The organism is Pirellulales bacterium, from assembly GCA_035939775.1.
GTDB lineage: Bacteria > Planctomycetota > Planctomycetia > Pirellulales > DATAWG01 > DASZFO01.
On record DASZFO010000014.1, the window covers coordinates 21,779 to 45,568 of the forward strand.

General features: G+C 61.8%; 22 protein-coding genes. 14 read left to right on the plus strand and 8 right to left on the minus strand.

From position 1 onward, the window contains the following. Nucleotides 1–148: 148 nt before the first annotated feature. Together VGY55_00535 and VGY55_00540 are read right to left on the minus strand one after the other, a co-directional pair. Nucleotides 149–859, minus strand: coding sequence for a YdcF family protein (locus VGY55_00535; protein ID HEV2968440.1), 711 nt, complete (start codon nt 857–859; stop codon nt 149–151). Between the two features lie 44 nt (nt 860–903). After that, on the minus strand, nt 904–1,572 hold the full coding sequence (locus VGY55_00540; protein ID HEV2968441.1) for a hypothetical protein: 669 nt from the start codon (nt 1,570–1,572) through the stop codon (nt 904–906). A gap of 1,159 nt (nt 1,573–2,731) precedes the next feature. Here VGY55_00540 and VGY55_00545 point away from each other — a divergent pair. From VGY55_00545 to VGY55_00555, 3 genes are all read left to right on the plus strand, one after another. Beyond that, nucleotides 2,732–2,950: a hypothetical protein gene (locus VGY55_00545; protein HEV2968442.1), complete on the plus strand. Its 219-nt coding sequence runs from the start codon at nt 2,732–2,734 to the stop codon at nt 2,948–2,950. Between the two features lie 941 nt (nt 2,951–3,891). Next, a complete protein-coding gene (locus VGY55_00550; GenBank protein ID HEV2968443.1) occupies nt 3,892–4,194 on the plus strand; it encodes a hypothetical protein in 303 nt (100 codons plus the stop codon). Between the two features lie 380 nt (nt 4,195–4,574). Then, a complete protein-coding gene (locus VGY55_00555; protein HEV2968444.1) occupies nt 4,575–5,078 on the plus strand; it encodes a PEP-CTERM sorting domain-containing protein in 504 nt (167 codons plus the stop codon). Here the strand turns inward: VGY55_00555 and VGY55_00560 are convergent. Next, a complete protein-coding gene (locus tag VGY55_00560; protein HEV2968445.1) occupies nt 5,039–5,353 on the minus strand; it encodes a hypothetical protein in 315 nt (104 codons plus the stop codon). The genes VGY55_00555 and VGY55_00560 overlap by 40 nt on opposite strands. Before the next feature lie 634 nt (nt 5,354–5,987). On the opposite strand from VGY55_00560, the gene VGY55_00565 reads away from it, so the two are divergent. From VGY55_00565 to murB, 6 genes are all read left to right on the plus strand, one after another. After that, a complete protein-coding gene (locus tag VGY55_00565; GenBank protein HEV2968446.1) occupies nt 5,988–7,508 on the plus strand; it encodes a UDP-N-acetylmuramoyl-L-alanyl-D-glutamate--2,6-diaminopimelate ligase in 1,521 nt (506 codons plus the stop codon). A gap of 100 nt (nt 7,509–7,608) precedes the next feature. Beyond that, nucleotides 7,609–9,012, plus strand: coding sequence for a UDP-N-acetylmuramoyl-tripeptide--D-alanyl-D-alanine ligase (gene murF / locus VGY55_00570; GenBank protein HEV2968447.1), 1,404 nt, complete (start codon nt 7,609–7,611; stop codon nt 9,010–9,012). Between the two features lie 254 nt (nt 9,013–9,266). After that, the gene (gene mraY, locus VGY55_00575) at nt 9,267–10,433 is read left to right on the plus strand and encodes a phospho-N-acetylmuramoyl-pentapeptide-transferase (GenBank protein HEV2968448.1); all 1,167 of its coding nucleotides are present in this window, start codon (nt 9,267–9,269) and stop codon (nt 10,431–10,433) included. 73 nt (nt 10,434–10,506) lie between these two features. Then, nucleotides 10,507–11,637, plus strand: a complete 1,131-nt coding sequence (locus VGY55_00580; GenBank protein ID HEV2968449.1) for a UDP-N-acetylglucosamine--N-acetylmuramyl-(pentapeptide) pyrophosphoryl-undecaprenol N-acetylglucosamine transferase — start codon at nt 10,507–10,509, stop codon at nt 11,635–11,637. A 167-nt stretch (nt 11,638–11,804) separates the two neighbouring features. Continuing rightward, nucleotides 11,805–13,256, plus strand: coding sequence for a UDP-N-acetylmuramate--L-alanine ligase (gene murC, locus VGY55_00585; protein ID HEV2968450.1), 1,452 nt, complete (start codon nt 11,805–11,807; stop codon nt 13,254–13,256). Beyond that, nucleotides 13,198–14,091, plus strand: coding sequence for a UDP-N-acetylmuramate dehydrogenase (gene murB, locus VGY55_00590; GenBank protein ID HEV2968451.1), 894 nt, complete (start codon nt 13,198–13,200; stop codon nt 14,089–14,091). The genes murC and murB overlap by 59 nt, the downstream gene beginning before the upstream one ends. A gap of 33 nt (nt 14,092–14,124) precedes the next feature. Here murB and VGY55_00595 read toward each other — a convergent pair whose 3' ends face one another. Then, nucleotides 14,125–14,730: a nucleoside triphosphate pyrophosphatase gene (locus VGY55_00595; GenBank protein HEV2968452.1), complete on the minus strand. Its 606-nt coding sequence runs from the start codon at nt 14,728–14,730 to the stop codon at nt 14,125–14,127. A 115-nt stretch (nt 14,731–14,845) separates the two neighbouring features. On the opposite strand from VGY55_00595, the gene VGY55_00600 reads away from it, so the two are divergent. The 5 genes from VGY55_00600 to VGY55_00620 all read left to right on the plus strand — a co-directional run bounded on the left by VGY55_00600 (nt 14,846) and on the right by VGY55_00620 (nt 19,373). After that, nucleotides 14,846–15,526: an RluA family pseudouridine synthase gene (locus VGY55_00600; GenBank protein HEV2968453.1), complete on the plus strand. Its 681-nt coding sequence runs from the start codon at nt 14,846–14,848 to the stop codon at nt 15,524–15,526. Further along, nucleotides 15,523–15,678: a hypothetical protein gene (locus VGY55_00605; protein ID HEV2968454.1), complete on the plus strand. Its 156-nt coding sequence runs from the start codon at nt 15,523–15,525 to the stop codon at nt 15,676–15,678. Before VGY55_00600 ends, VGY55_00605 begins: the two co-directional genes overlap by 4 nt. 56 nt (nt 15,679–15,734) lie before the next feature. Continuing rightward, complete coding sequence (locus VGY55_00610) at nt 15,735–17,129, plus strand: cyclopropane-fatty-acyl-phospholipid synthase family protein (protein HEV2968455.1); 1,395 nt, start codon at nt 15,735–15,737, stop codon at nt 17,127–17,129. Further along, nucleotides 17,108–18,226, plus strand: a complete 1,119-nt coding sequence (locus tag VGY55_00615; protein ID HEV2968456.1) for an NAD(P)/FAD-dependent oxidoreductase — start codon at nt 17,108–17,110, stop codon at nt 18,224–18,226. The genes VGY55_00610 and VGY55_00615 overlap by 22 nt, the downstream gene beginning before the upstream one ends. 175 nt (nt 18,227–18,401) lie before the next feature. Continuing rightward, entirely contained in the window at nt 18,402–19,373 is a 972-nt protein-coding gene (locus VGY55_00620; GenBank protein HEV2968457.1) for a CHAD domain-containing protein, read from the plus strand. On the opposite strand, the gene VGY55_00625 is transcribed toward VGY55_00620, so the two are convergent. From VGY55_00625 to VGY55_00640, 4 genes are all read right to left on the minus strand, one after another. After that, nucleotides 19,336–19,797, minus strand: a complete 462-nt coding sequence (locus VGY55_00625; protein HEV2968458.1) for a hypothetical protein — start codon at nt 19,795–19,797, stop codon at nt 19,336–19,338. The genes VGY55_00620 and VGY55_00625 overlap by 38 nt on opposite strands. A gap of 329 nt (nt 19,798–20,126) precedes the next feature. Then, the gene (locus tag VGY55_00630) at nt 20,127–20,504 is read right to left on the minus strand and encodes a hypothetical protein (protein HEV2968459.1); all 378 of its coding nucleotides are present in this window, start codon (nt 20,502–20,504) and stop codon (nt 20,127–20,129) included. A gap of 115 nt (nt 20,505–20,619) precedes the next feature. After that, nucleotides 20,620–21,687, minus strand: a complete 1,068-nt coding sequence (locus VGY55_00635; GenBank protein HEV2968460.1) for a polysaccharide biosynthesis/export family protein — start codon at nt 21,685–21,687, stop codon at nt 20,620–20,622. Nucleotides 21,688–21,983: 296 nt separating this feature from the next. Next, a complete protein-coding gene (locus VGY55_00640; protein ID HEV2968461.1) occupies nt 21,984–23,774 on the minus strand; it encodes a glycoside hydrolase family 15 protein in 1,791 nt (596 codons plus the stop codon). Nucleotides 23,775–23,790: the final 16 nt, after the last annotated feature.

A 23,790-nucleotide genomic window follows, 5' to 3' on the forward strand; every position in this document is an offset into this window, starting at 1 on the left:
ATTCGATAGGCGCTCTCAGCCTCGGCCAACGGGAGCTAGGTTAGACGGCTTTAGCGCGGTATCTGAGGATCCCGACCGGCGCGATGCCGGTTAGCGGTTGTGGGGAGCGGGCGATAGTTTTGTGACGAATTTGGCATTGGAGATCGCTTCAAGCTTGACCACGGTTGCACCGTTCGGCGGCCGTCTTGTCAGCCCCGCAATCCCGTCCGCCGCGGAGGACTCGGCGAACAGCCCACAGGCCGGCAACGGCCGCCGCAGCGAGCAGGATCCAAACGAATCCCCAGCCGTAGCGGACGTAATAAAACGGCAGCTTGAGAAACTCCTTCGAATAGATCGCGAATCCCTCTTCAACTGTCCACCAATTCTCGGCATTGAAACCGTCGGTCGGCACCGAGATGAATTGCAAGCGGTCAGCCCGCTCACCGAGTACGTGTCGAAAAACCCAGCGGCTACGGCGCGTATGATAATCGGACGTGACCACCGCCACGGTTGCCTCCGGATGGGCAATCAACATCCGCTCGAGCGATTCGGCTTCGTCGAACGTCGAAGCACACACGCCATCCAGCACGGCGATGCGATCAACGGGAACGCCAACGGCCGTGAGAATTCGGCGCGCTGCGGCATCTGAATCTAGCCCCGTGGGAGAAAAGCGATCCGCGGAGACAACGTGCGTAAGCCAAATGTCGTGGCGGATGAATCCCTTCCGATATAGCGCCGCGGCGCCGAACGGCCGCGACTCGAAATCGCCGGACAGGACCAGGCAGTAGTCGACCACCCGCGGCGGCTCACTGACATCAAGCCAGCGGCCCGCCGCGGGGAGCCACCAACCGCTGCTCAAGTAAATTGCGAACCCGAGCACGGCGATTGCCAGCCAGCGCCGCGGCCAGCGCCGGCGCCGCCGACTTATTTGGCCGGCTGAGCCGGCGGCAGGCTCTGTTCGTATTGCTCGAGGGTCCATTCGCCTACGCTCGATTTGGTCTCGCCGTGGAGTTCGATGAACGCCAGCTGGACGTAATCCTGGAACACCATTTGGATCCCTTCGCGGTCATGCCACCAGTTGGTCTCATCGAAACGGCCGCTCACGGCGGCAAAGTGAAGCCGATTGGAAACGTCACTCGGTAGCACCGAATTGAAAACGCGCCGTTCGTATCGACCGCGGAATTGTTGGCAGAGCACCTCCAGTCGCGGTGTCGGCCGTTGGTCGAGCCATTGGCCCAGTGCCCGAGCCGCCTCCCAACTGTCGCGACTCGGCCCCGGTAGGAAGACGATCGAGCCGGCCGCAATGCCGCGGCTCTTTAGGTATTCGCGGATCGCGGTCCCGTATTCAGGCCATGCGCCACAGCGCTCGCTGCGGGTCGGCGGCATTTGAAATAAGATCAATCGAGTCGCGTCACCGCGTCGAACTCTCTTGATCGCGCTGTCGATCGCCACGCGGTCGCTGGCCATCGAGGGGAGAATGACGATAAAGTCGGCGTCGGCCAGCGGCTGATCGGCAACAAGAAACCGACCAACACCGCGGAGCAATGGGGCATGCAACAGCCACAGCGCCGCGACCACCGCGATCGCAAACACGGTCGGCCGACGCCAGCGATGGCGAGGGATTGCCGGCGGTCTCGGAGTGGCGTCAACGGGCGACATACCAGATCATTTGTCAAATGCAGCCGATATGGCCGCAGCGGCGACGCTATCGCGCCGGCTCGTTGGGAGAGTCGGACCCGCTGCGGCAGACTCTGGGGGACGAACGACCGTTTGGTAGCAGCGCTCGTGGGCAGGATAGCCGCTCGATTGAAGTAGTTCAAGGATGCGGATCGGTTGGCGTGCCGACGGCGGGGCGCGCTGCTCGATGCCCCCGGTGTCAGGAGATCCCATGGGACACCCTGGATCGTTTTTTGCGATTGGGCCGCGGCAGCGTTGTCGGCGTCTTTTGGCATTTAGGACAGAGGGGCCCTATCCTGGCCGCGCGGCACCTCGCGTGCGCACGACTAACCTTGCCATCGGGTCCCGGCAAGAAGCTGAGATCAAAGATTGAGGCTGCGGCCTGAATATCGTCGATTTCCTTGCCGCACGAGTTGCACTCAGGAATGCGATCCACCTCTCATGCTCAATTGGAAGAGGCGGCGGGAACAATGCCCCTTCATGCCAAGATTATAGCCGACGACGACGCGACCGCGACCCGGTCCGGTTATTCATCCACTGGTAGAATGCGGCGATGGTCGCGATCGGTGCGACTGATCTGCTGATTCTGTTTCCGGTTTGGGCATTCGTCGGCGTGGTCGTCTGGCTGATAATCCGACCGCGCCAGCGGCGCTAGCCGCCGTGTCCTTGACAAATCCGCGCCTATACCACCTCCGGCAGTCGCGAGCGATTGGACAACGCTCCCGCCGGGATCAAAATCAGGCAGTTTGAAAACTCGGCCACCCGGAGAATCTCGATGCCGGGTTCCAAAGAGAAATCGCCGAGAACTGCTCCGCGCTCCGCCGGTGGAAAAAGTGCTAATGCCGAATTCATCCGCCAAGCCGCGAAAGCGAGCGGCACGTCGTTTCGCCCGCGGGATATTGTCGCCGCCTTGAAGGACTGGCGCGTCGTGGTAACGTGTGGCCAAGTCCGAAAGGCGTTGACATCCAGTGGCTTCTGTCGGAATCGTCGCGGCGCGGAAGCGGCCACCGCATCGTCCCCAGCCGATTCCGGGGCCATGAGCAAAGCCGAATAGATTCGAAAAACGGCCCGGTCAATGCCCAAAACCGTCCTGTCGCGGGACATCATCGCAGATTCGAAGGAACAAGGCGTCGACGTGTCGTTGGCCCAGGTCAGCACCACCTTGCGTTCTGCTGGTTTCCGCCGTCGTCGGGGAAAGAAAGCAGCCGCCTCGTCGGCCGCTGGCCCAGCCAACGGCGCCGCCGGGCATGGGTTAAATCTGGAGGCGCTGCTGGCGATCAAGAAACTTAGTTGACGATCGCGAAAGGATGAGTACCCACTGAAATGAAACTTGTGAAATGCGAAAACTGTCATCAAATCGATATTGACAAGGTGGTTTGCAAGATTCCAGAATGGAAGGTATGGGCTGATGAGAATCGAGAGCCGCACGGATGCGACTCGGCGTCGGCCTCCTCAGCCTTGCGGCGGCAGATAAATGGCCGCGGGAGCGGGCAACATGCCACGGATGGCAATCACGTTCCTGACGAACGCCATCGATCTTCGGGCAGCTATTCGTCCGCGCCCGGTCGCTGGGCGGCATCCCTGGTGGCGGATCGTATCCCACCCAGATCTCATTCCGCGCAGCCAGCGGTGCCGGTCGGATTGCCGCGCGCGAAACATTTGAAAACTCCACCTCCCGGTTAAGCCGATCCGACTGCCGACGCACGACCAAAAACCTTGCCCGTGAATATGAACAACCACGCTCAAGATGCTTCCGCACCGGAGACGGTGAATCGATCGGCGCTTGCCCGACTCGAATTCAATGCCGCCGAATTGGCCGCCCTCAGGCGCCAGGGCTTTGTCGCACGGGAAATTCGCGGTAAGCGGACCAGCGTCTTCAAATTGCGATTCCGGTTCGGCGGTCGGCAACGCGTTCGTTACCTGGGGACCGACGCGGACGAAGCAGAGAGGATTCAAAATGAATTGAACGAACTTCAGGGAGGGCGGCGGGCGGATCTCGCGCTTGGCCGGCTGAGCCGCTCCGCAGCGCAGCTTTTGCGGGACAGCAAACTACGGCTTGAGCCGTGGGTGCAGCGGGCTGGCCTGCGGTTTCACGGCCGCGCAATTCGGCGGCCGCGAGCACCTTCGCCTGAATTCTCAATAGCCCGCAACTTTAGTTAAGTCCAACTCCGACTATAAAGGAATGCCACGATGAAAGGTCCAAAGGGAATTAGAACAAACGACGAAGCGAGCCAAATGGGCGACGATATCGGTCCGGACGAAGTGGATGCCCGGTTGGAGCGCATTTCGCAGTACGGCCAAGTATCGCTGAGCGAACCTCCGTTGCAGGCCAACCTCAGGGTCGCGAACGCCGAATTATTGGAGTTGGCCCTGCGGATGAAGGAGGAACTCGCAGCGGTCCTCGAGCGTCGCCCCGATTCTATCGAGCGACTGGCGCACGTGCGTCGCGGCATGAATCTCTACCTGCGGATTACCAGCCAGATTTCACGCTATACGCAGCTCGTCGTCAAACATCACCACGGTCAAACCGAGAACTAACTGGGGAGGGACTATCGCAATACGCGCGGTGGCGGCGATTACCTACTCTGATAGCATTATCATGATATCCTGCTGTGAATCGAATCCGAGTATTCCGCAAGAGTGGGCATTGTCGGCGCGGATTAGGCCGTGGGGCCGTGCAACGAAGCGAAGAAACGACAACTTGATACCCAACACTGCCGCGGGGGTATTCCGGTAGTTAGCATCACCGATTGGACAGAGAACGAAGTTTGGACCTACGGGCGTTACACGACCCCCACGAGTTCCGACAACGTGGTGCTTTCGAGCTTGTCTATCAGCACCGGGGTCGTGACGTTGCTTGGCAACAATGAAGTCAGCCGGGGAAAAACGAGCTGTTCAACTTGACCGGCTCCGGTCAGATGTCCATGCTGACCTCCAATCCCGACTCACCCAACCCGGTTTACTCGATGCTCACCTGGAAATCGAACGAACTCACGTTGGGGGCCGGTTTCATGCCGTCGTTCGTCACTTGGACCGCTCAATCCGCGGGACAGTACGTGGTCAGCGCGTCCTTCGAGACGGGTCAGCCGGACACCGTCACGTCCGCGGGATTGGCCGCGCCGCTCGACAGCCCAGGGGGCTTTACTCTGGGATCTGAGAGCGCGTTCGTGCCTTACTCAACCACGATCCGAGTCACTGCCGGCGATACCGTTGACCTCTTGGCTTGGGATGGCACCGGCAGCGCCAACGAGTCGGCGGGGCTCAGATTCCAATTCTCCCCGGTGACCGCTTCCGATTCCCCCGATCCAGTTCCGGAGCCATCTCGGGTCGTTGCCCTGCTGTTGGGCCTCGCGAGCATGGTCGTCGTCGGCTGGTTGTGGGATTACCGCCGGCGAAATCGCTGTGTTGTCAGTTTCAAGTGAGGGGCCGCATGGCTGAGTTCCGCAGGGACCGATAGGCCGGCCGGCCGTGGTCGAATCGCTTTGGGACGGAGACGAACTATCTGCCGCCCGCGCCGCCGGAGTTCGCGTTTGCCGATGGCGGCGACCACGCGCCGCGGCCAGCCGCCGGCCAGCAACTGGTGTTCCGCCGCGAGCTTCAAGACAAAGACGAACATCGCCTCGTGAACTTCCAGCGGCAGGCGGCCACGAATCCGCGACAGGCTGGAGTGGTCGGGCGTCTCTTCTTCAACCGGCACCCCAAGGAATTCGGCTAGCGAGCCATGCGGGCGAGACTCCCTTCGCTTGGATCAAACAGCGGTTTGGGTTGCGTCAGTTTTTGGTGCGCGGCTTGGACCGTGTGCGGGTGGAATGGCGGTGGGCGGTCACGGCATTCAATCTCTGTCGCTTGATGACGCTGCTGGCCGGTCACCGAGGGCGTCCGGGCCCCGAGCCGCGGATAGGCACTTGTTCCATATAACTTTCCCTTCCAGACAACCCGACCATGCTCTGAGCCGAACCCGTCGGCTCTTGCTGGCGGCTTCCCTGGGGCCCGGGGGAAACTCCTGCAATCACCCGGAGGGCGGAAGTAAATCAACAGGTCGCACGCGAACCGGCCAGCGAAACCGTTCTGTAATTCGGGCAGCTAGCGACGGTTCAAACATCCCTTGACACGATGGCCGAAATCGCCACAATCCGCGGCGACATTTTGAGGCGGCATGGCACTGATGCTTCGCTGCCGCGGGATGTTCGGGCGTCCCGCAACGCCCGTTGTGGCTGAAACCAGTCCATGTCCGTCGGCCGGCGCACAGGAAGTCGCAATGGCCGGCTGGATTGATTCGTGAGGGCGACGCCGATTCCTATCGGCGGCGCAGGGCAAGGAGGCCTTGCGATATGCCAGCATCGACCCCGCGCACTTGCAGCGTGAGCCTGAAACGGCTCTGTCCCGGCGCTCGATTCTATGGAGCGTCGGATGTCATCGTCACCTCGGTCTGCGCCGATTCTCGCGCCGTCGATCCGGGCGACCTATTCGCAGCACTGGTGGGAAATAATACCGACGGCCACGATCACCTGGCCGAGGCCTTCGCCGGCGGCGCGTCAGCCGTGCTTGCGGAGCGGTTCGTGCCAACCGACGGGCGGCCGCTTTGCGTCGTGCCGGATAGTCGCGTCGCGTTCGCCCGAGTTTGCCAGGCGCTGGCCGACAATCCGAGCGGGCGGTTGAAGGTGATCGGCGTGACCGGCACCAACGGCAAGACGACCACAAGCTGGCTGATTCGCGGAATTCTCGACGCGGCCGGTTATCGCGCGGGCCTGTTGGGGACCTTGGAGTACAGCGACGGCGAGACGGCCGAAGCCGCGGACTTGACGACCCCGCCGGCCCCCGTGCTGGCTCATTGGCTCCGCCGGATGGAGGTGGCCGGCTGCTCGCACGCGGTGATGGAAGTTTCCAGCCATGCGCTAGCCCAAGCCCGCGTCGAGGGAATCGAATTCAACGCCGCTTGCGTCACCAACGTTCGCCGCGATCATCTCGACTTTCACAATACGTTGGCCAATTACCGTCGAGCGAAGGCGCGGATTTTCAAGCATTTGGCCGCCGACGGATTCGCCGTGCTGAATGCCGACGATCCGATCGCCGCGGGCTTCGCTGAACTGGTTTCCGGGCCAACGCTGACCGTCGGATTGCAATCTCCCGCCGAGGTGACCGCTCAAGTAATCGATCGCTGCCGCAGCGAGCAGACGTTTCTGCTTTCCGCCGGCAGCGACACGGTGCCGGTTCGCACGCGGATGATCGGCGATCATCATGTAGCCAATTGCCTGGTCGCCGCCGCAGTTGGGCTGGTTTATGGAATCGAACTGGCTGACGTGGCGCGCGGCTTGGAGCAGGTCGAGCAAGTCCCTGGCCGGATGGAACGGCTGGAATGCGGCCAGCCGTTCGGCGCGTTTGTCGATTATGCTCATACGCCAGATGCGCTCGAGATTTGCCTGAAAACGCTGCGCGAGGTGACCGAGGGACGGCTGATTTGCGTCTTCGGCGCCGGCGGGGATCGAGACCGCGAGAAGCGGCCGCAGATGGGGCGCGTCGTCGAAACCGACGCCGACTTGCCGATCGTCACCGACGACAACCCTCGGCACGAAGACCCAGCTCGCATTCGCCGCGACATCGTGCGCGGATTCAAGTGGCCGAGCGGCGCACGGATCATCCCCGATCGGGCCGAGGCGATCGCTTATGCGCTATCGCAAGCCGATTCGGGAGATTGCGTGCTGATTGCCGGCAAGGGACACGAAGAACATCAAATCGTCCGCAACCAGCGGCATTGGTTCGACGATCGCCACGTGGCTCGGCAATGGCTCTACGACAATTCCTTTTCCACTGAAATGCTCGTCAAACCCTGGCAGCGCGCTCGCGCGGCGTAATCGTGGCACAGTTTGTTGGAGTTCAGGCTTTAGCCTGCCGACCGCAGCCTAAAGGCTGAACTCCAACAGTCTGACCGCCAAACCACCTATCTCCGACATCATGCAGCTTACGATCGGCGATCTTCACGAATTGCTTGGCGGCGCGCTCCGCTTCGGGGCCATGCCGCCGCGCGACGGTGACGCCGCTCTCGTCGGCCGCGTCGTCACCGACAGCCGCACCGTCGAGCCGGAGGAGGTCTTCTGGGGGCTGGTCGGTCCGCGGTTCAATGGAGCACATTTCGGTGAAGAGGCGTTTGTCCGCGGGGCGTCGGGAGTCGTCACTTCCGGTCGCCGGGTCGAGCCGTGGGCCGGTCGCTGGTCGCTCGAGGTCGACGATTCCCATCGAGCCCTGTGGGAACTCGCCGACTGGAGCCGCCGGCAGTTCACAGCTCCGCTTGTCGCAGTGACTGGAAGCGTTGGAAAGACGACCACGCGGCGAATGATCGACACGGTGCTCGGCTCGCGCTTGGCCGGCACAACCAGCCCCAAGAATTTCAATAACCACGTGGGCGTGCCGCTTAGCTTGATGCGACTCGAACGCTGGCATCAGTATGCCGTTCTAGAGCTTGCCGCGACCGCTCGCGGCGAAATTCGCCAGTTAGCGATGCTCGCTCGACCGCGGATCGGTGTCATCACCCACATCGCCGATGCCCACCTGGGAAGCTTTGGCAGCCACCAGGCGATCGCTCAAGCGAAAGCTGAACTTTTGCCTGAATTGCCGGCGGACGGCTGCGCTGTCCTCGATGGCGATGACCCTCTTCTCCGTCGAATGGCCGGAAACTGTCCCACGCGAATCGTGTGGGTCGGGCGCGGCGCCGATAACGACGTGCAGGCTAAGCTGGTTCAAAGCCGGAACGGACGGCTGCGATTCCGCGTCGACGGTCACTCGTTTGACGTGCCCGTCTGGGGACGACATCACTTGACCGCCGCGCTGGCTGCGATTGCCGTCGGCCGGCTATTTGACTTCGATCCGGAAGAGATCGCCGCGGCGCTCGCCGGTTTTGAAGGATCGCCAAGGCGATGCGAGGTGACGGAAGCCGCCGGGGCAACGATCGTCGACGATTCTTACAATTCGAGTCCGACCGCGATGCGGGCGGCGCTAGGGTTGATTCGCGAAATCGATTCGGCTGGCAGGCGGATCGTCGTGGCCGGCGATATGGGAGATTTGGGCGCCGCGGCGCCGCTCTGGCATCGTCGGCTGGGAGAAGAAGTCGTCAGCTTGTGCGGCGCAGATTTGCTGATCGCTTGCGGGGACCATGCCGCCGAGATGGCGACCGCGGCGGCGGCGGCCGGCATGCCGCGCGATTGCGCGCTGGCCTGCCGCGATTGGGAGCAAGCGCTGCCAGTGCTGGCTGAAGCGATGCGCCGTGGAGACGTGGTGCTGGTCAAGGGAGCGCGAGTGATGGGGATGGAACGGCTCGTCGAAGCGATCAAGGCGCGTCACACAGTCGCCGCAGCCGCATGAGGACTCTCACGAACACATAACCAATACATTTGAGGCTCCATCGTTGGCGTCGGGTTTGCGGGAACCTGGCGCTGCCCTCCCTCCTGGGTTGGAGCATAAAACTCGCCGCGCCGCGGTTTCTGGGTCAACCGCTGCGGCGAGTGCTTCGCGATGGAGCCTATGACTGAGCACCGGGGCGGCGCTTGCGCCGCTCCGGTGTCTCAGGGAAACAAGGGTAAGTACGAAGTACAAAGTACGAAGTACAGAACATTCTCATGCTCGTTTGGCTGCTCAGTTGGCTGCAAGGGTATTCGCCGAACGAGGCCTACGGCGCCGATCTCGGTCCGCTGGGCAAGATCACGTTCCGTGCGGCGCTGGCGGCGGGCGTCAGCTTTGCCGCGGCGCTCGTGTTGGGTTCGCGCGTAATCGCCTGGCTCAACCGCCGATTTCGCGAACCGATTGTGACGGACTCGCCGGAGTTACGCGAGCTGCACCAGCACAAGCAATGGACGCCCACGATGGGGGGACTGTTTCTCGTCGCCGGGTTGCTCGGCGCGACGGTCCTTCTCGGAGATCTGAGCAATCATTATCTGCCGATCATACTGGTGACTCTGATGGGATTGGCCGCGCTGGGAGCAGCCGATGATCTCATCAAGCTCTCCCACCGCGGCGACGGGCTAAGCGCGCGCCAGAAATTGGCCGGGCAAACACTGGTGGCGCTCGTCGCAGCGCTCTTACTCTACGGAGTGCAGCGGCAACAGCCGGGAGGCTTGGACTTCGTCGTGCCGCTCGTCGGTCGCGTGGGCGAGTTGGGTTGGCTGTTCGTGCCGCTGGCGATGTTGGTCGTCATCGGCTCGTCCAATGCCGTGAACCTCACCGATGGTCTCGACGGTTTGGCCGGCGGCTGCTTGCTTTCCGCGACCTGCGCGATGGGAGCGATCGCTTATGCGAGCGGTCATGCCGAATGGGCGGCGTATCTCAATTTGCCGCATTTGTCCGGCGCGGGAGAATTGGTCGTCGTCGCGGGCGGGCTCGTGGGTGGGATCCTCGGCTTTCTGTGGTTCAATTGCCATCCGGCGCAAGTGTTCATGGGGAACACCGGATCGCTCGCGCTCGGCGGAGTGCTGGGCCTGATGGCCGTCATCGTGCGGCAAGAGCTGCTGCTAGTGATTGTCGGCGGGGTGTTCGTGATCGAGACACTGAGCGTGATCCTACAAGTTGGAGTTCATCGCTGGACGCGGCGGCGGATCTTGCGATGCGCGCCCTTGCACCACCATTTCCAACTGCGCGGTTGGCCGGAGAGCAAGATCGTCGTGCGATTTTGGATCGCGTCGATACTTTGCGCCGTGTTGGGGCTATTCACGCTCAAAGCGAATTCCAGCGACCACAATCCGGCCGGTCCGAATCGCCTGACGGCGCGAGCGTCACTTCCGGCCCGGTAATTTTAAGCGAACCTTTCGGCCCATCGATGCGTCAGATGGATGGAACAACGGGGCCGAGCTGCGCTCATCTCAAATGACTACCGATAATCTTCACGTTGTGTTCGCTGGCGGCGGGACGGGCGGCCACTTGTTTCCTGGTCTGGCCGTGGCCCGGCAGTTGGAAGTGCTTGCTCCATCCGTGCGGATCACGATGGCGACTGGCGGCAAGCCGCTGGAGCATTCCCAAGTTGCTGCCGCCGGCTTCAATTACGTCCGCCTGCCTTCGCACCCGCTGACTTCCGCCGCCGGCGCGTGGCGCTTCGTCAAGGACAATATCTCCGGCTGTCGGCGCGCACGGCGGTTCTTGCAGCGCACGAAGGTGTCGCTCGTCGTCGGGTTGGGAGGTTATGCCAGCGTTCCAATGGCCTGGGCGGCCGCGTCGGCCCGAGTCCCGCTTGTGCTTCTGGAACAGAACGCGTTTCCAGGCCGCGTGACGCGGTGGCTGGCGCCGCGGGCGTCGCTCGTCTGCGCAGCCTTCGACGAGGCGCGGCCTCTGTTGAAGGCCGGAGGGCCGATTCGCGTCACCGGCAATCCGATTCGCGCCGGTTTTCTGTCTAAAGCGGCTGGACATGCTCGTCGCCTCTCTCCAAATCGGCAGCTCGTGATTCTCGGCGGCAGCGGCGGCTCGCGGACGTTGAATGAGCAGGTCCCGCGAGCGCTCTACAAGGTGCCGCGGGAACTAATCGGCTGGCGGATTCTGCACCAAACCGGTCCGCGCGATTGGGAGGCGACGAAAACCTTGTACCGTAAACTGGGCCTTGAGGCCCAGGTCGTTCCGTTCATCGAGCGGATTCAGTCTATCTTGCCTGCCGCCGATCTGGCCATTTGTCGGTCCGGCGGGACGACGCTTGCCGAACTCTCGGCCACCGGCGTGCCCGCGTTGCTACTTCCCTATCCCAACGCCGCCAACAATCATCAGCGCAAAAACGCCGACGTTTACGCCGCCGCCGGGGCGGGCCGCATCATCGACGCCCGGGAGGTCAGCGGCCGGCTCGACAATACGATCGCCGAGTCGTTGGCATCTCTATTGAGTGATTCTGCGGGCCGGCAACAAATGGCCAACGCGATGCTCCGACTGGCTCGACCGAATGCTGCATGGCATGTGGCCACCATGATTGGTCAAATGCTTGGAGCCGCGGTGCCCGGCCAAGCTGCGGTCGCTTGACGGCAACCAAGCGCTCGCCACTGCCATCCTTGGTTGACCGGCGTGTTGCAGGTCGTACGAATTGCATTGGCCTCTGTTGACACTTCCGTCCGTCCGGCCGTATCATGCCCCGGCTCATGGTGCGTTGACATAGTTAACCTTTCACGGAAGTTTAACGGCTCTCGCGCATGGACGGCGCTCGTTCGCAAATCTGTGTCAATTCGGACGTCGAGTTGGCGACGATTGACCATCGCCCGGCGCCGCGCATTGCCCATTTAATCGGCATCGCCGGTTCAGGAATGCGATCGCTCGCGGCGGTGCTAATCCGTCGGGGATGGCGCGTCAGCGGCTCCGACGTCGATCGGAACGCGTCGCACGGGCTGACTCACATCGGCGCGACGATCTACGAGGGCCACGCGGCGGGAAATGTTCCGACCGACGCCCAGCTCGTGATCCACAGCGACGCGATTCCTGCGGATAACATCGAACGCCGCCGGGCCTTCGATTTAGCGATTCCGGCCCGGAGCTATCCCGAGATGCTCGCGGAATTCGCGTGCGACTCGGCGACGTTCGCCGTTGCCGGCACTCATGGCAAATCGACGACAACCGCGATGGCCGCCGCCGCGATCGTCCGTGCGGGGCTCGATCCGACCGTGATTTGCGGCGCGGCTCCAATCGGTTGCCTAACGGGCGGCCGGGCCGGCGCCGCTCCGCTGTTGTTGGTCGAGGCATGTGAATATCGGGCCAACTTCTTGCGGCTGCGGCCCGATGTGGCGGTGATCCTAGGCATTGAGCCGGATCATTTCGATTGCTTCCGCTCGCGACGGCATTTGTTTGACGCCTTTCGGCGATTCGCCGGCCAAGTCCGGCCGGATGGCTTGTTGCTCGTCAATCACGATTGCCGCACGAGCCGGCGCCTGACCCGCGACGTGAAATGCTGGACGAGGACCTTCGGGTTCGACCGCCGCGCCGATTGGACTGCCAAACGCCTTCAAACCTATCGAGGGCGCTATCGCTTCTGGCTCGTCGAGCGCGGGCGTCCGGTCGCCGAGGTGGCCTTGCAAGTGCCCGGGAAGCATAATGTCTTGAACGCGTTGGCGGCGGCCGCTTTGGCGACGGCGGCCGGTACCAGTGCGGATACGATTGCCGCGGCGCTGTCCTCGTTTCGAGGGCTGCGACGTCGGCTCGAGGTGATCGGCCGGCGCGGCGGCATCACCTTCATCGACGACTACGCCCATCATCCAACGGAGATTCGCGCAACGCTGGCAACCGTCCGGCAGATGTATCCGGGCCGGCGTGTTTGGTGCGTATTCCAACCGCATCAAGTCTCGCGCACGGCCTCCCTGCTGGACGAACTGGCCGCAAGTTTGCACAATGCGGACAAGATCGCCGTGGCGGAGATCTTCCGGGCTCGCGAGCCGAGCGCTCGGCCGGGGGACGTGACGGCCGCGGACCTGGCCGCGGCCGTGGCGGCGGCGAGCCATGATGTGCTGAATGAATACGATTGGGACGGGATCGTCGGGCGCGTGGCAGCGGATATTCGCCCCGGCGACGTTTTGATTACCATGGGAGCTGGCGACATTGGGAAAATCCGTCAAACCTTTTATCAACGGCTTCGAAAAGATCGTGCGCGAAGCTGAGCCGCTCGCGCCGCACACTTGGTTCCAACTTGGCGGCCCGGCCGAATACTTCGCCGAGCCGCACACGTTCGAGGAGTTGGCGGCGCTCGTGCGGCGCTGCCACGACGACGAAATTCCGATCCGCATTCTCGGCGGCGGCTCGAATCTGCTCGTGCGCGACGACGGCGTGAGCGGCGTCGTCGTGCGGCTCTCCGCGGCGCCGTTCAGCGGAATCAGCCTACAAGGGCAGATCGTGACGGCCGGCGGCGGCGCGCGGCTCGGACACATCATCTCGACCGTGGTTCGCGAAGGATTGGCCGGGCTCGAACCGCTCGTCGGAATCCCCGGCACGCTCGGAGGCGCCCTGCACGGCAATGCCGGCAGTCGCGGCGGCGACATCGGCCAATGGACGTGCCGGGCCACGGTCATGACGCGCAGCTCTGAGATCCTTCAGCGCGAACGCGAGGATCTCGTTTTTTCGTATCGCCAAAGCAGCTTGGATGAGCTGGTGATTCTCGGTTGCCAATTCCAGCTTGAGAAAGAAGACCCTCAAGAATTGACCAAACGGATGCAGAAGCTCTGGATCGTCAAGAAAGCGAGCCAGCCGCTCGGCCACCAAAGCGCCGGTTGCATCTTCAAGAACCCGCGCGGCATCAGCGCCGGCATGTTGGTCGATCAGGCCGGACTCAAGGGCACGCGCATCGGCGGCGCCGAGGTCAGCGATCGACATGCCAATTTCATCGTCACCGACAGCGATGCCACCTCGGCCGACGTGCTGCGGCTCATCGAGGTGGTCCGTAGCCGCGTCGCCGAACGGCTAGGCGTCGAACTCGAAACCGAAATCGAAATCTGGTGATGCGTCAAGCGCAGTGCAGTAACACCGTCTCCGTTAGCCGGCACAAACCTGCTTGAGCATTTCGGCCAATAATTCGAGAGGCAGTCCGACTACGTTCGACGGGCTGCCTTCTACAATGTGGACCCAGCCGAGACGGTCTTGATAGCCGAAGCCGCCGGCCTTCCCTTCCCACTGCCGGCTGGAAACATATTCGGCGAGTTGTTCGGTGCTGAGCCGATCCATTCGCAGCGTGGTCAAGGCAACTCGAGTCAGCGGCTCGCCAGCCGGCGCGCTCCAAACACAAATCCCCGTCAGCACGCGGTGTTCTCGGCCGCTCAAGAGTTCAAGCATCCGTCGTGCCGCTTCGGCCGACTCGGGCTTGCCGAGGATCTGCCCTTTGCACACGGCCACCGTGTCGCAGCCCAGCACCACTCCCCGGCCCATTTGCCGAACGACGTCGGCCGCCTTCGCTCTCGCCAGCCGGGCGACATAGTCGGCGGGGCTTTCTGCATGATCCGGCATGTTTTCCTCAGCGCAACTCGGCGGCACCACTTCGAATTGATAGCCGGCTTCGGCCAACAGCTCGCGCCGCCGCGGTGAACGGCTGGCCAAGATGAGTGACAGGTGACACGTGGCAAGTGGCAATTGATGAGGAGGCATGACGGTACCCCGACGAGGTAGATATCTGTTCGAGCCGACTCTATCCTATGAAGAGCGATGCACTGGAAGGAAGACAAATCCGCTCCCTTGCCACCTGTCACTTGCAACTCTTCTCGTGAACCGTTCCCGCCTGCAAATCCTGTTTGAAGACAATCATTTGCTGGCCGTCGTCAAGCCGGCCGGTCTGGCGACGATGGGCGTCGGCGCCGGCAAGATGAGCCTCTTGACCCTCGCGAAGCAATATATCAAAGCGCGTTACCGCAAGCCGGGGAACGTCTATCTCGGAGTGGTCAGCCGCATAGACGAGCCAGTTTCGGGGGTCGTGGTATTCGCGCGGACGTCCAAGGCGGCCGCTCGGCTTAGCCGGCAGTTTCACAACCGCGCGGTCGAGAAGGTCTATTGGGCGATTATCGACGGAAAAATCAGTCCGCCGAGCGACGAGTGGGTCGATTTTATCGCCAAAAATGAAAGCCTGCGGCGGATGATTCGCGTTGGCTCCAACGTGCCAGGGGCGCAAGAGGCGCGACTCGCCTATCGACTTTTGCGCGAAGTGCCTAATGGTTCGCTGATCGAAGTTCGGCCTGAGACCGGGCGAAAACATCAGATCCGCGTTCAATTCTCTTCGCGCGGATTCCCGATCCTTGGCGATCAGAAATACGGTAGCCAGGAGCCTTTCACGTCCGGGATTGCCTTGCATGCGCGGCGCCTGGCGTTCGACCATCCGATATCGAAAGATCGCATTGAATTCACCGCTCCCGTCCCTGCCGCGTGGCACAACTCGGGCATCAGCGAATGAACTTCGCCAAACCCTTACGACAGCACCCTTCGGGCGCGAAATTTGCTGGCGTACTTGACGCCGCGATAGCGCATCGTTTATTCATCATGGGATCGCCGATTTTCGACCTTCAATTTGGTGACGAAGGCAAGATGTCCGAGAATATGGCGTGAACGATCGAGAATAGCGGTGGTGCGGTTAATGGCCTAGGTCTCAAGGAGAGCGTGCCATGACTCAGGTCGCGCGGAATCCGTCGGCTGAGACGGTCGACGGTAGCGGCTCGACGGCCGTCGAGCCCGATCGCGTGTGTACGGTAGGCCACGAATCGCGAACGACGCAATGCAGCGAGCAGACCTCCGGCGTCACGAATCTTGAGCGCTGGCTGCTGCGGCGAATACTGCAGGGACTCGGGAATCCCCCGATCGAGATCGCGCTTTGGACCGGCGAGGCGGTCGCCACCTGTTCCTCGCCGCCGGTTGCCACGATGCGCATTCGCGACCGGCGAACTCTCTGGAAGCTGCTGGGCGATCCGCGGTTTCAATTCGGCGAGGCGTACTCCGACGGACGACTTGAGGTCGAGGGGAAGCTTGTCGACCTTCTCGTCGCCGTCGACTGCGCGCTAGTCCAATCGGGAAAAATCGACTTCGGCGTCAAGGGGATCTCACGCTGGCTGCACAAGCCGCGCCGCACGACGCTCGTGCAGGCCCGTGAAAATGTCCATCATCACTACGACCTCGGAAACGATTTCTACAAGCTCTGGCTCGATGAGCAATTGCTCTACACCTGCGCCTATTTTGCCGAGCCGACAATGTCGCTGGAACAGGCCCAAGTAGCCAAGCTCGATCACGTCTGCCGAAAGATTTGGCTGCAAGCCGGGGAATCGGTGATCGAGGCCGGTTGCGGCTGGGGGGCCCTGGCGCTGCACATGGCGCGCTGCTACGGCGCGAAAGTCCGAGCCTTCAACACATCGCGCGAGCAAATCCTGTTTGCCCGCGAGCGGGCTCGCGACGAAGGCCTTCAAGACCGCGTCGAATTCATCGAGGACGATTGGCGAAATATCGCCGGCGAGTGCGACGCGTTCGTTTCGGTCGGGATGTTGGAACACGTCGGGCCGGCGAATTACGGCGAATTGGGCGACGTGATGCATCGTTGTCTCAAACGCGAAGGTCGCGGTCTGATCCATTCCATCGGCCGAAATCGGCCCCACCCGACCGATCCGTGGATCGAGCGGCGGATTTTCCCAGGGGCTTACCCGCCGGCGCTCAGCGAAATGACGTCCATATTCGAGCCGCACGGCTTTTCCGTCCTCGACGTCGAAAACCTTCGACCACACTATGCCGAGACGCTACGCCACTGGTTGGCGAGATTCGAGGCCGCATATCATCGAATCGTGCGGATGTTCGACGAGCGCTTCGCCCGCATGTGGCGGCTGTATCTGGCCGGATCGATGGCCGCCTTCGAGGCGGGTTGCTTGCAGCTTTTCCAACTCACATTTGCGACCGGTTCGAGCCGGCAGAGTCCGCGGACGCGAGCCCATATCTACGCGCGACGGGAACTCGCGCCCGAACGATTCGATCCGCCCAACCGGCAAGAGAGCATCCCATGCAGCGATGTGACGTCTTGATCGTTGGCGGTGGACCGGCGGGATCGACCTGCGCGGAGAAGCTCCGCGCGGTCGGGGCCGACGTCGTGGTCATCGACAAGAAAGTCTTTCCTCGCGAGAAGCCGTGTGCCGGTTGGATCACGCCGCACGTGATCGAAACGCTCAAGTTGGACGTTGAGGCCTATCGTCGGGATCACGTGTTTCAGCCGCTGACTGGTTTCCGAACCGGACTGATGAGTGGCCGCGAGGTCGAGACGCATTATGGAAAGGCCGTGAGCTTCGGCATTCGCCGGTATGAATTCGATCGCTATCTGCTCGAGCGCTCGGGGGCGGAGTGCCGGCTCGGCGAAGCGCTCGCGAAACTCGAGCGCGCCGGCGATCGCTGGATTGTCAACGGTCATCTCGACGCGGCGCTCGTCGTCGGCGCCGGCGGGCACTTTTGCCCCATCGCGCAGCGCCTCGGCGCACGGCACGATCGAGCGGCCTCGGTCGTCGCCGCACAAGAGGTGGAATTCGAAGCCTCGGCCAGCGATCTCGCCCAGGGGCGCATCGATCCGGAGATTCCCGAACTCTTCTTCTGTGACGATCTCAAGGGCTACGGTTGGTGTTTTCGCAAAGGCAATTTCCTGAACATCGGCCTAGGTCGAGTCGATTCGCGGGAACTGTCGCGGCAAATGGGAGAATTCTGTCGCTTATTGCAAGATCGCCGCAAGTTCCGCTGCGAGATTCCGTCGCGCTTTCGTGGCCACGCGTACCAGCTCTATGAGCGCACCCCGCCGAAGCTGATCGACGATGGAGCGATGCTCGTCGGCGACGCGGCCGGACTTGCTTATCCGCACAGCGGCGAGGGAATTCGCCCGGCCGTGGAGTCGGGCTCGATGGCAGCGGAGGTCATCGCCGCGGCCGCTGGAGATTTTTCCGCGTCCAAGCTCGAGCCCTACCGGCAGCGGGTTCTTGCTCGGTATGGCGAACCGCGCGGCCAGGGGCCGACGGATTGGCTTCCCGCCGGATGGCTTCATTTTTTCGCCGCTCGACTCATGGCGTCGAGTTGGTTCGCGCGCAAGGTCGTGCTGGATCGTTGGTTTCTGCACGCCCACGAGCCGGCGTCGGTGTCGTAGCCATTGTGCCGGCTGGTCCGCTCCCCGAAGTCTCGTGGGAAATCGGGCCGCGCCTCTTGCTCCGGCCATTCGTTTCTGAAGATAATGACGCTCCCGGCGGCAAGCTCCGCGGCGATTGCTCATCGGCGTGCTGGATGCCCTTCTGGTTTGGTTCCCCACTTCAATCGTCAGGTCAATGAGTCGCAAACGCAAGTGGATCGCCGTCGACTCGCCGCACGAGCCGGTCACCCGGGTCGCATGCCGGGCTCTCGAGAACCGGCTCATTTCCGTTTGGGATTACCTGCCGCGCGCTGCAAAATGCGCCGACGAAGACCCGGAGTACGTGCATCAATTGCGAGTGTCTAGCCGGCGCGCCGTGGCGGCGGTCGAAATGTTCGAGCCGTATTTGCCCCAGCGGCGGACGGCGTGGTTCAAGAATCAACTCAAGAAGGTTCGTCAAGCCGCGGGGGAAGCCCGCGACTTTGACGTGCTGGCGGTGCGCCTCGGAAAGACTCTCAAGGACGACGCCGACAGCGCGGCTCGGCATCTGCTGGATTGGATAGCTAAATGCCGCCGCGATGCGCAGCCAGCAATCCGCAAGATCCATCAGCGCCTGCGCGATCGGGACTACAAACGCCGCGTCGCAAAACTCTTGGACAAGACCCGCGCGAGCCGTGGCGATGCCCGCGCCGAACCGGACTTCAGCCAGGTGGCGCGCGATGCGATGCGGCAGACGGTAGACGCGTTCTTCGCGGCCTCGCACGCGAACCTGGCCGATACCGCGAAGCTGCACCTGTTTCGCATTTCCGGCAAGGAGTTGCGTTACGCCATGGAGATCTTCGCCGGCGCCTTCCCGTCGAGCTTCGTCGAGCAGCTCTATCCGCAGGTCGCGGAGCTGCAAGAGAAGTTGGGCGAAATCAACGACCACGTCTCGGCGCTAGCCCATTTCCAAGAGTGGCTGCCGAAATCCGATTGCGACGACGAGCAAGCACTCTTAGTGCGGCTGGCTGAAGCCGAGGCGCAAATGCGCGACGATCGTCTCACGGCATTTTTCCAGTTTTGGACCGCCGATCGCAACGAGCGACTGCGCTATCAATTCTCGCGCGAATTGGGCGACGGCCAGATCGCGATCAGGCCGGAGTCGTTGCCAGTGGCCGAGAGCGGTTGAGCGGAGCGCCGGTCGGAACGGTTCTCAGAAATCGGCCGCCGCTCTCGTACCAGCCGTGACGCGTGAATCGGCACCAAGTCAAATCAATTAGCAGGCCGAACCAATGGCCATTCGCCATTTCCAACGAGACCACGGCCTGCCGGCAGGCCAGCGGTTGCTGATGAAAAAAGCCGAGACCTCCTTCGGAAAGATGCTTGCCGATGACGACGATCGGCTCACTGGTGGGAGTGGCGCCGTCTTCCCCGACAGGAGTCAGGTAGACGAGATGCGGGTAGGGAAATCGCCGCTCGCGGCGGCGCTCAACCACCAGACCGTCTGGATAATACGACGCCAGAAGGCTTTGGATGCCGCTGCGAATCTCAGGATCCACGCCGGGTTTGGGCGCGATGCGATCCAATCCGCGATAGCCGGAAGCCGCTTGCATTGAGTTCTCTCTTACTGGCTGGACGAAATTAGAATGGCGGCGGCGCAATGCGGCGGCGCGGCACGCCTGCCGATTTGCATGCGGGGATAGCTTCAATCAGGTTTCCGATGCCTACTCAAGCGGCCGCGATAAGCATCCGGATGACGCGAATTGCAGATGAGTCAACACGTGGCGTCCGTTGTGTGTGGCGAGTGCCATTGAATATCTAGGTCGAAAACCGGCCGATGTCAAATCGGCCCGGAATAGCGTTCCAAAATCGGACCGGAAAACAAAAAACGCCGGCCTTCGAGGCCGGCGCTGAGTTCATCCCGCGTTGAGAGCCAAGTTGCCTACCGCACTCGTCCGCCGGAATAGTAGTGCGATAAATCCATGTAGGTGGCGGCATGCCCAGTCGGGCGAATCCGGCCCCCAGTGCCAGTGACGCCCAATCCGGAATTCGATCGGATCTGATTCAATTGCTGTTGCAGTTGAAGATTCGTCGCCGACTGGCTGGAGTTGATATCGTTCTGACTGAGAAACGGGCGAACCAAAGTTTGATAGACGCCGACCCCGTTGGGGTCATTGAACAAGTTCAAATAGGGGCTGACGGTGGGCTTGGGGGTAAACTGTATATTCGACGGGCCACCTTGTGCGAGCGCCACGGAACCATGCACCGCGAGGGCAACCGATAACACCGCCGGCCCAGCCATCCACGTCAAAGCCTTCATAAGTCCTCCAATGCTCAAACCCGCCGAATCAGACGATCGTAAGGGCGAAAAACCCTTCAAACAATCGTACGCTCCCATTGGAAAAACGGCAACCGGTCGGTCGCACGCCGTCATGTTAAAACACGCCGCCGTTGTTGCTGAGCCCCGGATGCTTGACTTCCTCGACCGTCTGCACTCCCAACGTCGTGAAACCGAAGAGTCGCTCAAAGGGCGAAATGATCTTGCCCATCATTGAATCGAGGGCGATCAGCTTGTCTTCTGAGATGTAGATCCGATCGCCGGGCAGAATCTGGTAGTTCGTCGCCGTCGAGGCCCCGCGGGTGATTTCGTCCCAATGCACCGGCAGAATCTGGTCGCATCCGGCGCCGCCGGGGGCAGGCCGAGCAATCCAAATCTTCTTGCTCGCCAGTCGAGTTAGACCGCCGGTCTGCGAGATGGCATCCAGCACCGTTTCATTGCCGGTGATCTGCACCCGCACCAGGCTGTCGCCGAAGCCGGCCCCTTGGCCCACGATGTAATAGACCTTGCTGGCATAATTGAAGACGTCGACCGACACCTCGGGTGTGTCGAGGAATTCGGCCAGATGTGTCTCGATCGCCTTCTTGGCCTCCTCGACCGTCATGCCAGTCACGTAAACCGTTCCATAAGTTCCCAGATTGACAGTCCCGTCGGGACCAACGCGATGCTCGCCGGCAATTTGCTGCTGGCCCGACGAAGCCGCCAAAGTGACTGAAACTTCCGGTTGTTTGAGCACGCGGCTCAACACCCTGTAAATCGCCTCGGCCGCCTCCTCGAGCGTCAGGCCCTCGACTTTCGCCCGGCCATACGCTGGCCCGAGATTGACGGTTCCTCCCGGTTCGACGGCATACGTCCCCGTGATCGGTTCGTCGCGCAGGGTGCCGTTGACGTTGATTCCCAAATAGTCGAGCGCTTCGATCTTATACGGCGCCTTCGGTACGACCTTGATCGCATCGACCTCCAGAATATCCGGGGGTTCGATGATATACGGCGGCAACGAAACTTTATTTTGCTCCGAGGCGATCGGGGCCAAAGGAGGGCCTGCTGGAGCGGACGGGAGAGGCGCCTCGGCTGGACGATCACCGATGAATCGGCAACCGTTCGCCAGCCCGCCGGCTAGAAAGGCTATCAGCATCAAGCGGATGCGCAGCGAGCGATTCTGCATAGGCACAGCTTTTTGAGGCGTTACCGCAGCCATTGGGTCGATCGCAGTCGAGAATATGCCCGATAGGCAATGGGATGGTCGTGCCGTTTCAATACAATATGCCCCGTCAAACTCACCCTAACCGGAGCAGTCGGAATAATCGGCAGATTTGCCCGCAAACTTTGCCAAGTCTGCCGCCAACCGACGTTGATAGCATCGAGTCCCTTGTCAGAAAACAATCTTGGGCATACTCGGCAACCTAGGAAGACCTCGTGACTGTCTTCCGGTTTCGGGTTTAGTCGTTCAAGCCGCGTCGATTATTCAGTTTGCCGCTCTTCTGCCGGGCCTCCACCGCCCGACAGATTTCGTGCCGAGTTGATAAGCGCGACGTGGGAAAATGCTTGCGGGAAATTGCCGACAAGACGCCCGGCGGTGGGATCATATTCTTCCGACAGCAGGCCGACGTCGTTGGCCAAGCCGATGAGGCGCTCGAAATGCCGCACTGCCTCAGCGCGTTTTCCCTGTAGAGCCAGGTTGTCAACGTACCAAAAGCAGCAGGCCAAGAATGCCCCTTCCGCGTCAGCTAGGCCGCCGGATTCCGCGACTCGTACGTATCGCCATACCAAACCGTCGCGCAATAGTTCTTGCTCGATCGCATGGACCGTGCCGAGCATCATCGGGTCTTTCGCGGGCAAGAATCCGACCAACGGAATCAAGAGCAGCGCGGCGTCGAGCTTATCGGCGCCGTAATAGTGCACGAACGAGTTTCGCTTCGCGTCGAAACCTTTCGTGCAGATTTCTTCGCGAATGTCGGATCGCAGTTGCCGCCAACGTTCGACGGGACCCTCGATGTGGCTGCAATCCACGGCCTTTACGGCTCGGTCGAAGGCGACCCAGGCCATCACCTTCGAATGCACGTAGTGCTGCGGCTCGCCGCGCGATTCCCAGATTCCGCGATCGGGCCGCTGCCAGGCCCCTTCGAGGAAATCGAGCAACGCCGCCTGAAATCTGCGGCCAATTTCGTCCGTCTTGTCCGCGCGGCGCCGCGCGGATTCGAACGAATCCATTACTTCTCCGTAAACGTCGAGTTGAAGCTGCGACGATGCGGCATTCCCAATCCGAACGGGCTTCGATCCTTCATAGCCGGAGAGCCAATCGACCTCCCACTCGGGAATCAGGCGCTCGCCGGAGAGGCCGTACAGAATCTGCAGTTTGGCAGGTTCGCCGGCAACGGCCCGAAGCAACCAATCGCGCCAACGGCAGGCCTCTTCGTGGTATCCGCCGGTTATGAGGGCGTAGAGCGTGAACGTCGCGTCGCGCAGCCAGCAGAAGCGATAATCCCAATTGCGAAATCCGCCGAGTTTTTCCGGCAGCGAAGTCGTTGGCGCGGCGACGACCCCGCCCGTCGGCTCGTAGATCAGGGCCTTCAGCGTGATCAGCGATCGGACAACCGCCTCGCGCCAGCGGCCGCGATAGGTGCAGTGATTCGACCATTCTTTCCACCATTTCTCGGTCGCTTCAAGTTCCTTTTCGGCGGGTGGTAGACGCCCGAGATGGCGATGCGAAGGGCGCCAGGCGAGCGTGAACGGCACTTGCTCTCCCTTGCCGACGGTGAACTCGCCTACCGTGTGAAAACCCTCGCCGTGCAGCGGCACCGGTGTTCTCAGACGCAAGCTGTTCGCTCCGGCGATCGCTCGCAATCCTTTGGACGCCTTTCGCACCCAAGGGATCACCGAGCCGTAATCGAATCGGATGGTGATATCGACGCGCATCTTAACCTGGCCACGTTTCCCCTCGACGATGCGCACTAAATCCGGCTCCTCGCGTCGCGGGGGCATGAAATCGATGAGCGTCGCGGTCCCTTCGTCGGTCTCGAATTCAGTCTCCAAGATAAGCGTGCCCGGGCGATACCGTCTCCGAACGCGGCGCACTTCACCAGCCGGCCCGATCAGCCACCGCCCCTGCTCAGGCGTTCCCAAGAGCGCCGCAAAACAGGCCCCCGAATCGAAGCGGGGAACGCAAAGCCAATCGATCGAGCCATCCTTGCCGACTAGAGCGGCCGTTTCCAAATCGCCAATGAGTGCGTAATCTTCAATCGGTAATGGCATGATCGGCGTCATCTTC

Excerpts from the sequence above, each read along its gene's own strand:
- VGY55_00545 (HEV2968442.1), top strand. The coding sequence starts at position 2,732 with ATGCCCAAAACCGTCCTGTCGCGGGACATCATCGCAGATTCGAAGGAA.
- VGY55_00550 (HEV2968443.1), top strand. The coding sequence starts at position 3,892 with ATGGGCGACGATATCGGTCCGGACGAAGTGGATGCCCGGTTGGAGCGC.
- VGY55_00555 (HEV2968444.1), top strand. The coding sequence starts at position 4,575 with ATGTCCATGCTGACCTCCAATCCCGACTCACCCAACCCGGTTTACTCG.
- VGY55_00565 (HEV2968446.1), top strand. The coding sequence starts at position 5,988 with ATGCCAGCATCGACCCCGCGCACTTGCAGCGTGAGCCTGAAACGGCTC.
- murF (HEV2968447.1), top strand. The coding sequence starts at position 7,609 with ATGCAGCTTACGATCGGCGATCTTCACGAATTGCTTGGCGGCGCGCTC.
- mraY (HEV2968448.1), top strand. The coding sequence starts at position 9,267 with ATGCTCGTTTGGCTGCTCAGTTGGCTGCAAGGGTATTCGCCGAACGAG.
- VGY55_00580 (HEV2968449.1), top strand. The coding sequence starts at position 10,507 with ATGACTACCGATAATCTTCACGTTGTGTTCGCTGGCGGCGGGACGGGC.
- murC (HEV2968450.1), top strand. The coding sequence starts at position 11,805 with ATGGACGGCGCTCGTTCGCAAATCTGTGTCAATTCGGACGTCGAGTTG.
- VGY55_00595 (HEV2968452.1), bottom strand. The coding sequence starts at position 14,730 with ATGCCTCCTCATCAATTGCCACTTGCCACGTGTCACCTGTCACTCATC.
- VGY55_00605 (HEV2968454.1), top strand. The coding sequence starts at position 15,523 with ATGAACTTCGCCAAACCCTTACGACAGCACCCTTCGGGCGCGAAATTT.
- VGY55_00610 (HEV2968455.1), top strand. The coding sequence starts at position 15,735 with ATGACTCAGGTCGCGCGGAATCCGTCGGCTGAGACGGTCGACGGTAGC.
- VGY55_00615 (HEV2968456.1), top strand. The coding sequence starts at position 17,108 with ATGCAGCGATGTGACGTCTTGATCGTTGGCGGTGGACCGGCGGGATCG.
- VGY55_00620 (HEV2968457.1), top strand. The coding sequence starts at position 18,402 with ATGAGTCGCAAACGCAAGTGGATCGCCGTCGACTCGCCGCACGAGCCG.
- VGY55_00625 (HEV2968458.1), bottom strand. The coding sequence starts at position 19,797 with ATGCAAGCGGCTTCCGGCTATCGCGGATTGGATCGCATCGCGCCCAAA.
- VGY55_00630 (HEV2968459.1), bottom strand. The coding sequence starts at position 20,504 with ATGAAGGCTTTGACGTGGATGGCTGGGCCGGCGGTGTTATCGGTTGCC.
- VGY55_00635 (HEV2968460.1), bottom strand. The coding sequence starts at position 21,687 with ATGCAGAATCGCTCGCTGCGCATCCGCTTGATGCTGATAGCCTTTCTA.
- VGY55_00640 (HEV2968461.1), bottom strand. The coding sequence starts at position 23,774 with ATGCCATTACCGATTGAAGATTACGCACTCATTGGCGATTTGGAAACG.